Source organism: Paenibacillus sp. YAE3 (assembly GCF_057546105.1).
Map to the genome: position 1 here is coordinate 73,652 of NZ_BAAIYF010000013.1, position 13,177 is coordinate 86,828.

General features: G+C 55.7%; 12 protein-coding genes. 7 read left to right on the top strand and 5 right to left on the bottom strand.

The genetic code is table 11. The features are described 5' to 3' along the window. Window positions 1-39 precede the first annotated feature (39 nt). From AC27KL_RS22500 to AC27KL_RS22515, 4 genes are all read right to left on the bottom strand, one after another. A complete protein-coding gene (locus AC27KL_RS22500) occupies window positions 40-264 on the bottom strand; it encodes a cold-shock protein (protein WP_339322650.1) in 225 nt (74 codons plus the stop codon). Window positions 265-424: 160 nt separating this feature from the next. After that, window positions 425-1,465 carry a hypothetical protein gene (locus AC27KL_RS22505; RefSeq protein ID WP_487171125.1) on the bottom strand — a complete coding sequence of 347 codons (1,041 nt, stop codon included), beginning with the start codon at window positions 1,463-1,465 and terminating at the stop codon, window positions 425-427. A gap of 164 nt (window positions 1,466-1,629) precedes the next feature. Further along, window positions 1,630-2,385, bottom strand: a complete 756-nt coding sequence (locus tag AC27KL_RS22510) for a glycosyltransferase (RefSeq protein WP_487171126.1) — start codon at window positions 2,383-2,385, stop codon at window positions 1,630-1,632. Between the two features lie 25 nt (window positions 2,386-2,410). Next, window positions 2,411-2,998, bottom strand: coding sequence for a TetR/AcrR family transcriptional regulator (locus AC27KL_RS22515; protein ID WP_212951168.1), 588 nt, complete (start codon window positions 2,996-2,998; stop codon window positions 2,411-2,413). A 241-nt stretch (window positions 2,999-3,239) separates the two neighbouring features. On the opposite strand from AC27KL_RS22515, the gene AC27KL_RS22520 reads away from it, so the two are divergent. From AC27KL_RS22520 to AC27KL_RS22540, 5 genes are all read left to right on the top strand, one after another. Next, window positions 3,240-4,037: a GNAT family N-acetyltransferase gene (locus AC27KL_RS22520; protein ID WP_487171127.1), complete on the top strand. Its 798-nt coding sequence runs from the start codon at window positions 3,240-3,242 to the stop codon at window positions 4,035-4,037. A 24-nt stretch (window positions 4,038-4,061) separates the two neighbouring features. After that, entirely contained in the window at window positions 4,062-4,907 is an 846-nt protein-coding gene (locus AC27KL_RS22525; RefSeq protein WP_487171128.1) for a lipoate--protein ligase family protein, read from the top strand. A gap of 338 nt (window positions 4,908-5,245) precedes the next feature. Continuing rightward, window positions 5,246-6,505, top strand: coding sequence for an MFS transporter (locus AC27KL_RS22530; RefSeq protein ID WP_487171129.1), 1,260 nt, complete (start codon window positions 5,246-5,248; stop codon window positions 6,503-6,505). A 212-nt stretch (window positions 6,506-6,717) separates the two neighbouring features. Next, the gene (locus AC27KL_RS22535; protein ID WP_339322655.1) at window positions 6,718-7,404 is read left to right on the top strand and encodes a response regulator transcription factor; all 687 of its coding nucleotides are present in this window, start codon (window positions 6,718-6,720) and stop codon (window positions 7,402-7,404) included. Then, window positions 7,397-8,680, top strand: coding sequence for a sensor histidine kinase (locus tag AC27KL_RS22540; RefSeq protein WP_487171130.1), 1,284 nt, complete (start codon window positions 7,397-7,399; stop codon window positions 8,678-8,680). The genes AC27KL_RS22535 and AC27KL_RS22540 overlap by 8 nt, the downstream gene beginning before the upstream one ends. A 144-nt stretch (window positions 8,681-8,824) precedes the next feature. Here AC27KL_RS22540 and mprF read toward each other — a convergent pair whose 3' ends face one another. After that, window positions 8,825-11,467 (bottom strand): bifunctional lysylphosphatidylglycerol flippase/synthetase MprF, encoded by a 2,643-nt coding sequence (gene mprF, locus AC27KL_RS22545; RefSeq protein WP_487171131.1) that lies wholly within the window; start codon window positions 11,465-11,467, stop codon window positions 8,825-8,827. A 139-nt stretch (window positions 11,468-11,606) separates the two neighbouring features. Here mprF and AC27KL_RS22550 point away from each other — a divergent pair, with 139 nt between their 5' ends. Together AC27KL_RS22550 and AC27KL_RS22555 are read left to right on the top strand one after the other, a co-directional pair. Then, complete coding sequence (locus tag AC27KL_RS22550; protein WP_160042885.1) at window positions 11,607-11,918, top strand: ArsR/SmtB family transcription factor; 312 nt, start codon at window positions 11,607-11,609, stop codon at window positions 11,916-11,918. 119 nt (window positions 11,919-12,037) lie between these two features. Beyond that, entirely contained in the window at window positions 12,038-13,162 is a 1,125-nt protein-coding gene (locus AC27KL_RS22555) for an NADH:flavin oxidoreductase (protein WP_487171132.1), read from the top strand. Window positions 13,163-13,177: the final 15 nt, after the last annotated feature.

Below are 13,177 nucleotides of genomic sequence, written 5' to 3' on the forward strand. Positions count from 1 at the left end.
CGGCGGCCCTGTTTTTCCTTTTCATATGATGGCGTGCACCTAGATCAAGGTGCCCTTTCTCAGCATTTTGATAGGATGATCGTTGACGACCAAAGGCAGCATCTTCGTGCCGCTGACCATGGGCGAGCTGCAGTGTGCGCAAACCGGCTCCTGCTCAAAGGCAAAGTTATCCCGCATCCAGCCATTGCAGTCCTCGTTGGTGCAGGACCAAATCGCCGTATCCGCTTGAGGAATCTCCTCAACCACTTTTTTTCCGAAGTACATTTAATCCCATCCTCATCCTATATTTTCGTCAGCATCCCAGCTGTTTCCTTAGTATGACCCGGAAGGGCTGAATTATGTTCCATGCATAAAGAATGGATCGGCCAGCCCTCCGCCACTAAAAAGGGATGGTCTGTCTTACTATATATATTTCGTCATCCTACTAATATTGCATCTTTTTTACGGCATGCGCGAACGCCGCGGGTTCATCCAAAGCGAGATAAATGCTTTCGACCTGCCGCGGCATGAACAGCAGCCCTTGCACCGTCGTCGTTTCGGTAAGCGTAATTTTGACATTTGGGGTGACCATCGGCAAAACGGAATGTTTGCTTTCCGCCTTGCTTGGATGAAATTCGAGTGCGGTGTCCACGGCTGCAATCCATCGGTAAGGGATATCGGCCTGAATACGCATGCCGTAGCGAATCCGAAGCCCGTCCCGATGCATTTCGATCGGCTGAATCGCCGAAGCGCGGCAATCCGCCCACAATATAAAAAGCAGCCAACAATCCGCCGCTGTCAAAACCCACGCCGCGATTTCAGACCATCGCATCACCAGGACATGGACGCCGAAGGCTTCAATGGCAATGACATGCGTAAACACGGCCGCCATCACGATTTGTCCTGACTTGCGGTGATAGGAAAACGCGGCGGTGCCGGGCTGCTCCGGCTTCATTTTTCTTTTCCATGAAAAAAATAAATAATAAGCGGCCAACAGATCATTGACAACCAACGAGGAGAGGATCGACGGTTGTTTCATGCGTTGATCAAAGCTTAGCCTCAATGCTTCCGCTGGGTCTCCGCCGGTACGAAGCCCCTCGCGTAACCGTTTGGCCAGTCCGTATACCAGTTTTGCTTCCGCGCCGATCAGCGCCGCTTCCAGCGCTGCAATCAGCATCTTCAAAGGCAGCGGGGCATGTTGCAACAGCTCCCGTCCGGATGCGGGAAGCGCAAACCAAGCCAACAGAATGCACGGGATCAAAACTTGGAGAACCTTAAGCCAGCCTCTTTCCTTTTTTCGCGCAATCAACAACCAGTACATAAAAGGAACCACAAGGACAAAATCGAAGAGGAGCGCATAACTTAACCACTTCTGGTCTGAACCGAAAGGCGTACTTCGAACAACGTAGCTGTCCGACAACATCATGAGGCACATGCAGCCTATAAATAGAGGCACGGCCCAATTGGCGGATTTGCGCGACGTCATAGCCAACCACCACCTTAGCAAGGAAAATTTTTGACGGTGTTAAAACTTCTGGAAGTATCCCCTTTTAATATATAATATGCCTGCGGAATATCCCAGAGGGAATCCGTTGACAATTCTGTGTAGCTGCAAGAAAAAACCACCCGACGGGGTGGCTCTTCATCTCATCATTTCTTTTCCATTTCATAATAGGCCTGATCCGCATAGGCCCGGTCGTTTCCCTTCAAGTAAGCCCGCACGATGCCCGGATTTTTAACTAAACACCAATCCCCATACTGGTCGAATTTTCGGCAGGACGTCGTCATCAGCGCTTTCGTGACGGTACCGTATTTTTTTCCGTTCTGTTTGCCCCATTTGTTCAGGCGGCTGGCAAATTCGATATCTTCGGCCATGAGCATCTGTTCGTTAAAACCGCCCACCGCGTCAAAGTCCTTTTTGTACCCCCAGAAGAGGCCTACGGTTAACGGCCCGTATTTAAAAAGGAGCGGAACGATCAGCACAAGCGCCGACATGGCGATGCCGAGCGAATTCCGTTCAAAAGCCGAGCGGACGCCGCCGCCGATATATTTGCCCGTTTGCAGCATCCGGTCGATTTCGGTCAGCATATTGTCCGTCACCCAGCTGTCGGCGTCGATCGTCACGATGATTTCCCCTCTGGCGGCCCCAATGCCGGCGTTTCGGATCTGCGACAAGTTTTTGTGATCGACCGGCAGCGTGACAGCGCCGTAAGATTGGGCAATATCGGCCGTCCGGTCGGTGCAGCGGTTGATCATCACGATCACCTCGACCTGCCCCGGATAAGGTTTGGCGGCGGCAGCTATGGAATCGAGGCAGCGGCCGATATATTTCTCCTCGTTTCGTGCCGGAATAATGACGGAAAACTTAATGGATTGATCGGTACCCGATGCAAATGGGCTATTCATGATTCATCGCTCCTCAAGGAATAAATTATTTTTGAATCCCTTCGAGTAATAGCTTGGTTGCTTTGCGGTAAAACCGTTTGGCGTCTTCCTTGCCCATCATCTGGATGTGGTCGCTGAGGCCTGAAAAATAGCCTAGAATCATCATGCTCAGCTCCTGCGCGTTGCCGCCTTTCCACTCGCCGCGGTCGAGACCGGCTTGCACGAGCCGCTCGAAGCGTTGCATATACGCCATCATTGTGCCGAGAAACCGCTGCCCCGCCTCGGAATCCGCGCCGACGCGGCTTATGAATTCCTCTCCCGCCTTATTGAGCGGCTTTTCGAGCGTGTCCACAAAATAATCCGCGTACTTATACAGCTGCTCCGTGGCCGTCATTGTCCCGTCGATCGCCTGGTCCCAGTTCTCCCACGACGCCGTAAACGCCTGGTCGGCGATATAAATGAACAGATCCTCTTTGCTGTCGAAATGGTGGTAGAGGCCTCCCCTGCTGCAGCCGGCGGCGCTGCAAATATCGCTCATGGAGGTTGCCGCGTAGCCTTTCACCGCAAACAGCCCCTTAGCGGCTTCCACAATATCCCGTTTCGTTTGTTCCGCTTCGTCTTTGCTTTTTTTCATGATCGCAATGCCTTTCCCATTAATGCGACCGACTGATCGGTCTGTATAAATTGTATTCCATGTATTTCCTTTTGGCAATATGTATTTGTGAATGTTTGACGAGCGGCCGATCAAAAATCAATCGTTACGTCCAAGGAAGTGTAAGCGTTGTACTTATATAGGGTCATGGGCACAGAGCAAGGAAATGCCTCCTTGTTGTCGAAGAAGTATAATAGACAAACCAGGATAGGAGCAACAAAACATGATTCGCAAACTGACGCCGGAAGAGCTGGAGACCATCCCCGCTTCGCTCGACCGCGAGAGGCATTTTTTATATTATTCATATTTGACGTTCCGAAAGCCGCGCACGACGCATTACGGGCAATTTACAGACCAAGGCGAGCTGCTTGGCGTGTTGGCCTTTCTGGAGGGGCTTCCGTTTTATGCCTTTTCCGTATTCCCCGTGCATCCAGCGTTTGATTTTCCGGCCGTTCTCGCGTTTACGAAAAAAGAACTCCGGCTGCCGGACGAGGCGATCGGCAATTTCATCGTGCACGAGGAGGACATGGCCGCTCTTCGCGGACAAATGGCGTTCGCCAAACCTCCGGAAAAACTGTTTCTCATGAAGCATATACATCATCAGATGCTGCCCGCCGCGGATCCGCGGGTCCAGCGTTTGGAGCCATCCCGCTTTGACCGGATTGAGGCCTTGATGAAAAAGATCGGCACCATGGCATTTTCGGCCGAAGAGCTTCAGCACCCTTTCTATGGCGTCATGGACAATGAGCGGCTTGCCGCCGCAGGAGGGTATCACATTTACGGCGCGGATTACGTGGAGCTCGGTAATATCGGGACGGATCCCGCTTTCCGGAGACAAGGCTTGGGGAAAATGGTTTGCGCAGCGCTCACCCGCGCAGGAGCGGCCGCGTCTCCGAACGTTTACCTGAATGTTTTTGAAGAGAATGAAGCCGCCATCCGGCTTTATCGATCCATTGGCTACGAAACGGTTGCCATTCAGCACATCATCCAATTTTTCATGCCTGCTGATAGCCATAAATAACCCTTGCGAAAGGAAGTGATCCCGATGTCCGATTTCAACGACGAATTCAGCTCCATGCTCATTCTGGACCGGATGAACCCCGATCCGCAGCAGGATGCGCTGTATCCGTTCGCGCTCGACGAACTGCTGTGCAAGGAGACCGGCAGAGGCGGACCGCCCTTGCTGCATATTTGGCGCCAACCCCGCTCCTTTATCATCGGGCTGCGCGACAGCCGCCTGCCGGGGGCGACCAAAGCCTGCGCCTGGCTGGAGGCGCTCGGGTACAAAACGGCCATCCGCAATTCCGGCGGCGCGGCCGTGCCGCTTGACGCGGGCGTCGTGAACCTGTCGCTCATCCTGCCCAAGCAGGGCAAAGGCGACGAACGTTTCCGCGGCGATTTCGAGCGGATGTATGCCCTCATTCGCGAGGCGCTGGCCCATACGGGCGTAACGGTCGACAAAGGCGAAATTGCAGGGGCGTATTGTCCCGGGGATTTCGACCTGAGCATCGGCGGCCGGAAATTTTGCGGGATTGCGCAGCGTCGCCAGGCGCATGCCTTCGTCGTGCAGGCCTTTGTCATCGCCGACGGCTCGGGGCAGGAGCGGGCCCAGCTCGTGCGGGAATTTTACGACCGGGCGGGCAAAGGGGCGGACCCCTGCGATTTCCCGCAGGTGGACAGCGGCAGCACCGCTTCCCTCGCCGAACTTGCAGGGCTCGGCCCCGGGGCGGCGGCAAGCTTCGCGGATGCGGTCAAAAACGTCGTCCGCAGCCGCCAATCCGCCGAAGGCATCGCCGAATCGGCCGCGCGGCTGACGCTGCCGGGCACCCGGGAGGTTACCGCGATGGCGGAGCAGCTTAAGCAGCGTTATGCGCCGAAGGAACAGGTGTAACCAAAACATCGGCCCGTGAATTTTATATCAAGAAAGACGGCGACATCTGCAAGATGCCAAACCCGGCAACCGGGCATGTCGGCGGTTACGGAAATCCATCAAGCGAAGCTTCCCGGATGCCCAAGGGCTCCCATAGGCTTCGCTACTTTTATGCGGCGGCGATGCCCTCTCGTGTCCTTGCCTCGGTCCACAGACGGAGAATGATTTCCTTCTCGCGCCGTTATCCGGAAAATTCAGGATATTGTACACTCATATCAATTCCCGCGCCCTGAGAACTCCGAAAAGTCGCCAGGACGCATGTACCGGATAAAATTTTTAGGAAATGAGGCAAACCCCCTATGGAACTTTTCCGCAACGCTATTTTTGTCAGAATGTTTTTGGCCGCCTTCGCGTCCCAGCTCGGCTCGATGGTCGGCAGCATGGCTTTCGCCTTCTATTTGGTCGACCGGTTCAGCAATCAGCCGGCTTACGCCTCGGTTGCCGAACTGATGTATTCGCTGCCGACGCTGGTCGTTTTCCTGTTCGTCGGCGTGCTGGCCGACCGGCTGGACCGCAAACGGATCGCTGTGCAAAGCGACTGGATCCGGGCCGTTTTGTCCGTCGTCCTGCTGCTCTGCATTCATCAGAACTGGATCATCGCCGCCTTCGCCATCCTGTTCCTGCGGAGCGCGATTTCGAAATTTTTTACCCCTGCCGAGATGAGCTTGATGCAGGGCATTATGAAGCCGGAGCAATATGTGAAGGCGTCCAGCCTGAATATGTCGATCATGGGCATCTTCATGCTGTTCGGCATGAGCATGGGCTCCGCCGCTTACTATTACCTCGGCATCGAAGGAGCCATCATCATCGATACCGCAAGCTTCATCATATCGGGCATCCTGCTTGCGACATGCCATTTTCCGGCCGAAGTGCGCCAGCCGAACGGCAAAGTGAAGCTGCGCGACCTCAACCTGAAAAGCATGGCGGCCGACTTTGGCGCGGGCTTCCAATACATCGTCCGTTCCCGGCTGCTCCTTGCGATCATTCTCGGTTTCTTTTTCTTCGGCATCGTCAACGGCGTGTTTTCGATCCTCCCCTTGTTTACGATGAAATACGAGCTCAGTCCCGACCGCTATCAGGTGTATACCCCGCTGGTCATGGTTTTCCTCGGCATCGGTTACCTCGTAGGCAGCGCGTTTAGTTCCCTGCTGATTAAAAAATGCGGCAAGGTGGCCGTGCTGATTACCGGACTGTTCCTTACGATGGCGCTGACCCTTGCTGCCGGACTCTCCGGAAACATTCAAATTTACTTGGGGGTCATGGTCCTGCTCGGCATCATCCTGGCTCCCATCAACGTGGTGCTCGGCGGTTGGCTGCCGGAGCTGGTCGAGCCGCAAAGCATGGGCCGCGTCAGCGCCTGGATCGAGCCCCTGAACACGACCGGGCAGGCGATTGCGCTCGGCTTCATCTCGGTGGCGTTTCCCGCGATCGTGAACGTTACGGCGCTGTACTGGATTTTGGCCGTCAGCATGCTGATCGTCAGCGTATATTACCTGATCGCCCTTCCGGGGCTCCACCGCAAGCATCAGCGCGCCATGAAGACGGAGATGACCGCCTAATTTAGGCATTTTGTCCAAACGCAGCATTTGACTTTCTGGGAGAAATGTTTATGTTTAGATATCAGGACGCCAACGTTCGAAACCGAAATCACTCGCGATCCTGATACCGCAACAATAACGCGCCTCCCGGATGCTTCTCCGTTCTTCTTCGGCGAATGAAGGCTGACAACGCGTGCACCGGGAAGCAGAAAAACGATAGAGGTGAACCGGCCATGCGGCTCCTGGTCATAGAAGACGATAAGCATTTGTCCGATACAATCTGCGCAACGACGCGGGATTTGTACGAGACGGAGCAGGCCTTTGACGGCGAAGAGGGCTTGTATCTGGCGGAGCAAAACATTTATGACGCCATCGTTCTGGACGTGATGATGCCGGGACTGAGCGGCTACGAGGTGCTCGGACGCCTCCGGCAGCAGGGGATTCTGACGCCGGTGCTCATCCTGACGGCCAAAGACGGGATCGACGACAAAATCCGCGGCTTCCAACAGGGAGCCGACGACTACCTCGTCAAGCCGTTCCACCGCGAGGAGCTGCTGCTGCGCCTGGAGGCGATCCTGCGCCGCTCCGTCGGCGGGTTCAAGCAGCATACGCTGCTGTTCAAGGAGCTTAAGCTGAATTTGAAAAGCCGCGAGGTTCAGATCGGCGAGGCGCCGGTCCTGCTCAACGGCAAACAAATCGACCTGCTCGAATATTTGATCAACAACAAAAACATCATTTTGACGAAGGAGCAAATTTTCGACCGCGTCTGGGGCATGGACTCCAGCACCGCCAACACCGTCATCGAAGTGTACGTGAGCAATTTACGCAAAAAATTCAAGCCCTTCGGCTACGACAAGTACATCAAAACGATCAGAGGCATGGGATACATGCTGACCGAGAACGGAGACGACCATGAATAAAAACAAAGTCATCCGCAGCCAGCAGCTGCGGTTCATGGTCTATACGCTGATCGCTTTTACCCTTCTGTTCGGCATGTTCGGGGCGATCATTTTCGGCCAGATCCAATCGACGCTGTACGCCAAAACCGACTCGGACCTGATGGCATCCAAAAGATGGCTCGAGACCGGCGGAGCCGGCGCCGAACGCGGCAAAGAACCGATTCGCGACAAATACGGCTTCCCCCCTGCCAAAGGCCGGGGATTGAACCCGCGGGTCATTCCGCTCCTGTGGAGCGACGGGCACATCGCCAATGCCGAGCAGATCGGCTTCATCATTTACAATCATTACTTCAGCGAAATGAGCTTCGATCCCGCCACCATCGGCGCCATTTCCAACGTGACGGTGCAAGGCAAATACCATTTCCGGACCGTTTCCGTTCCCTATCCCGCGGCGGAGGGGAGCTATGTGCAGCTGCTGGTCAACGTGGACCCCGAGCAAAACCTGATCGACAATTTCAAACGGATCATCATTATGTGTTCGGCCTTATTTATCTTGCTGTCGATTAGCGCGAGTTACATGTTGTCCCGGAAAATGATGAAACCGATCATCCGCTCCTGGGACAAACAAGCGGAGTTCGTGGAAAATGCCTCGCATGAGCTGCGGACGCCGCTGACGATCATCCAGAACAAGCTGGAGCTGCTGCAGACGATGCCGGAGAAGAGGATCATCGATACGTTCGAAAATATCGCCCTCTCCCTCTCGGAAACGCGGCGGCTGTCCCGCATGACGGCCGACCTGCTGACGCTGGCGAGAGCCGATTCGACCGAAACGCAGCTGGAAAAGCAAACGATCGATCTGGACGAATTCGTGGACAACGTATGCGGCCCCTATAAGGAAATCGCCGAGCTGTCCGAAAAAAGTATGCAGCTTAGGCTGCACAGCCGGACCCGGCTGAAGGCGGACCCCGAGCGGCTGCACCAGCTCCTTGTCATTCTGCTGGACAATGCCCTGAAATATACCGGCGAACATGACAGCATCGCCATCAGCACGTACGTCAAAGAAAACAAAGCGTTCATCGAAATCAGCGACACCGGCATCGGCATCAGCGAGGAAGGGCTTTCCCGCATCTTTGACCGTTTTTACCGCGAAGACCGGGCGCGGTCGCGCGAGCAAGGCGGCTCCGGGCTCGGCCTCTCCATCGCCCAGTGGATCGTCCACAGCCATCACGGGACGATCCAGGCGCTGCATAACGAGCCGAAGGGCGTCATCTTCCGGATTCGGCTGCCGAAGCAGTAAGGCTTTATATGAATCCATAAAAAAATCAGCCCGTTCCCATTCCCGGTCCGGGCTGATTTGTTATGTCCGAATACGAATCCTGCGGCCCCATGTTATGCATAAGCACTCTCGAAGCCCGAATGCAGAAGGGCAGCCTTGTATCCTCTACCTTTTTCCGCCTCCCCGCACTCTCCTCGACACCAGCCTCACCAAATCCACCGTAAGCGCCGGCAGCGACACCCAAGCGGGATAAGCCAGGAAACGCGGCTCCCATTCAGGGGAAAATTTCTCTTTGTATCTCCGCAAACCTTTGAATCCGTACCAATGGCCGCCGTATTGGAATACAAGAGCCGCAAGCTTTTCCTCGCGCAGCGCGCTTTTGCTCTCCCCGACGCTGGACAAGGGCGCATTGCCGAGGTTGAAAACCTTGTATCCCTGGGCCTTGCACCACTCCAACAGGCGGATAAACAGAACATCCATCGTGCCGTTCGGGGTGCCGCTGCGGTGGCGCATCAAGTCGATCGACATCGTCCGGCCCCCGTCGTATCCCGGGGCTAGCGACGCAAACGCCAAGATCATGCCCTGATCGTCCCTGAGAACCGCAATCGGGGCTTGTTCCAAGTAGGTTTTATCGAACCAGCCGAGCGAAAAGCCCTTCTCCCTCCGCCCCTTGATCCATTGATCCGAGACCGTCCGAAGTTCTTCGAACAACGGATCGGCAAAAGGCGGGTGCACCACTTCGAAAACATATCCCTCGCGATCGAAACGGTTGCGGACGCTCCGCAGGTCGGCTGCCTTTTTGCCGCTGAGGGTGAAGTTCTCCAAAGGAACGAGCGCTTCTTCCCCCAATTTAAAAAAACGGTAGCCGTGTTCATGGTAAACGGGCAGAAATTCGGGCGTCGCCTGATAAAACACGACGGACATCGCGTATTCGTCGGCATACTGCTGGAATTCGGCAATGGCGTCCGGCACCAGCTTCATCGGTCCGATCGGGTCGCCCAGCACCACCAGCTTGTCCCTTGACTTGGCATAAGGAAGCAGCACCTGACCGTCCTGGGCCCAGAAAAAGCTTTTGTCTCCCGCAAACAGCATGTGGGTGAGCATATTGCCTTGTGTGTCCCTTAGGAAAAGCCGGAGCTTCTCAAGCTCCTCCGGCCCCGCCCCGGTCGCGATATTCCGGTTCGGGCGCAGCAGCATCAGCATCGTCAGCAGCAGCCATGCGCCTGCCAGGCCAATGCATGCCGTCATGGCATACGGTTTCGGCCCGAACATCCAGTGGATGCGATCGGCCGTCGGCAGATGCCTGAGCCAGCCATGGTGGACATGGCTTCCGATCCAGTAGTACGCAAAAGCGATGACCGCCGACAATGCATACCAGAGCAGGCAGCTTCGGAAGTCGACGACGGCGCCCTTGCGGTAAAACCTCGACCGGGACATCCAAAGCGCAAGGCCGACGATCAGCAGAAAAATCGCTTCCTCGAAATCAAACGCCTTCGTAAACGTAAAAATCGCGCCGGCAAGCAGCAGAACCCCTGTCCAAACATATGCGCGGCGAATCCGCAGCGAAATGCCCCGGGAAAGAATGATGAGCATAAACCCGACAACGACCGTCAGCAGATGGGAGATGCGCATGATGGGCATCGACAGCAATTCCTCCGTCAGTTTCAGGCGGTAGAGCAAGCCTGGCATCGCAGCCGAGAGCAGGAGCGCGAGGCCGCTCACGAACACCAGCTTCCCGAGCGCCCACGCGCCCAGATCGCTTAAGAACCGGAATTGCCCCGGCCAACGCCACAACCGCTGCCACATGTTCAAAGGGAACTCCGGGGTCGCGTTTTCCCCGGCCCGCTTGGCCGCGCTGCCCAGCTCAAAGGCCGACAGGATCAGGCCGATCAGCCACGGCACGATGTAATAAAACAGCCGGAACAGGACAAGCACCGCCATGGCCCGGCCGGAAGGGAAACCCATCTGCTCCAGCCCGAGCAGCACCATCAAGTCGAACGCCCCGATGCCTCCCGGCGCCATGCTCAGAATGCCGGCGATCGCCGCGACCGAATACATCCCGATCACGTCCCGGAAGGATACGTCGTGCAGGACGCTGCCGGCGATCATCCAAAAGGTGATGCCCGCGCAGGCCCATTCCAAAAGCGAGGCGCTGAGCGATACGCCGACCGTCGTCCACGGCGTTCTCCCTTCCCCGCGGTTAAACCATTTCGCAAACAGAGAGGACCGCTGCATCAGGACAAATAAAGGCAAATACAAAGCCATCCCCCAGACGGCAAAAACAAGCCACCCATGCTCCTGCAGGAGCCCGTCCACGTTGAAAAGCCCAAAGATGATCCCCCAGGATAGGACCGACAGCCCGGTCACGACGACCGGGGAAAGGAACACGACGGCGGAAGCCATCAATACCGGCGATATCCCGCTTCGTTTATATAAAATCGTCCGGAGCCCGGCCCCGGTCAATCCCGCAAATCCGATGATGTTGTTAAACGTGTTGGCAATCCACGCATACCGAAACGTGCTCCAGAATCCAACCTTTAACCGAAAATGGCGGCGGATCATAAAATCGTAAAGGCTCATCACCGCAACGGAAAAAAGGGCAAACAGGAAAATTTCCGCAACGGACGAAGCCGGGAGCCGGCGCAACTCCCCAAATGTGCGTCCAATGGAAATCTGGGACAGCTCCCTTTTCCCTTCCCAGTAGACGAATCCGATCACCGCAAGCGGGATGAGCAGCCGAACGGCTTTGATCCTATATATGGATGCCAGGACGCGGAAAATTTTGTACCGCTCCAGCTTTTCCTTCATCGTCAAGCACCCTTTCACTTGAAAAGATTGGAATCTAAGTCCTCTCCTATCCTAACAATAAAGCCATTCCGACACAAACCTCTGTCCAATGCCCAAAAAGAATATTTACATTTCTATAAAAATAGATATAATAAAACCCATGGATATATTATTAACGATCAAAGCATTGTCAAACGAAACCCGGTTTAACATTTTGGAATGGCTAAAGCATCCGGAGGAGCATTTTGGACCCCAGGAGCATATGCCGGCATCATGCGATTTCAAGGGCGGCATTTGCGTCGGTTCCATTTCCGCGAAAACGGGGCTGGCCCAATCGGTCGTTTCGGGTTATCTCGTCAAATTGCAGAAGGCAGGCTTGCTGGAATCCCGCCGGGCGGGACAGTGGACTTATTACAGACGTAATGAGGAGGGAATCAGCCGCTTTATCGAACAACTCAAGAAAGAGCTTTAGGCTTAAGAGCTTTCGTTTTCATGGTCTGCCATAAGCATAAAGCTCCTTCTTTTGATCATATATATCTATTTTTATAGAAATACAGAAAAATATAATCTAGATTTTGGGAGGATCCATACATGAGCAACTCGCAGCAAAACATCCGCTCAACCGCATCCTTGTTTAAGCCCTATACTTTGGGCAGCCTGACGATTCCGACGCGGGTCGTGATGGCGCCGATGACCCGCAGCTTTTCGCCGAACGGCGTGCCCGGCCCGGATGTGGCGGCCTATTACCGCCGCCGCGCCGAAAACGGCGTCGGCCTCATCATTACCGAAGGCACGCTGATCGACCATCCGGCAGCCACCGACGATCCGAACGTGCCGAACTTCCATGGCGAAGCGGCCTTGAACGGCTGGGCGGAGGTCGTCAGACAGGTCCATGAAGCCGGCGGCAAAATCATGCCGCAAATCTGGCACATCGGCATGACGCGCCCCGTTGGCGCCCAGCCGAATCCCGAGGCGCTGCCGATCGGTCCATCCGGACTCGACCTGAACGGCAACCCCGTGACCGAGCCGATGACGGTGGCGGAAATCAAGCGCGTCATCCAGGCTTATGCCGATGCGGCAGCAAACGCGAAACGGATCGGATTTGACGGCGTGGAGATCCACGGCGCCCACGGGTACCTGATCGACCAGTTCCTGTGGGAAAGAACCAATCGGCGTACCGACGAATACGGCGGCGACATGATGAAGCGCGCCCGCTTTGCCATCGAAGTCGTGGCAGCCGTCCGTGCGGCGGTAGGACCGGACTTCCCGATCGCCCTTCGCCTCTCCCAATGGAAGACGACCCATTACGACGCGAAGCTGGCGGATACGCCGGAAAAATTGGAGCAGCTGCTGACGGCATTGGCCGAAGCCGGCGTCGATATTTTCCACTGCTCCACCCGTCGCTTCTGGGAGCCGGAATTTGAAGGCTCCGACCTCAACTTCGCCGGATGGGCCAAAAAGCTGACCGGCAAAACGGTCATCACCGTCGGTTCCGTCGGCCTGGACGAAGCGTTCACGAGCCTATTCACCGAAGGCAAAGGCGCAGGCCAAAAGGACATCGACGAGCTGCTGAACCGCTTGGAAAAACAGGAATTCGACCTGGTGGCCGTCGGACGGGCGCTGCTGGCCGATCCCGAATGGGCTGCCAAAGTCCGCGAAGGCCGTTTCGGCGACCTGAAGCCGTTTTCGCCGGAAGCCCTGAAAACCCTGGTGTAAGGCAGCCCGCTCCCC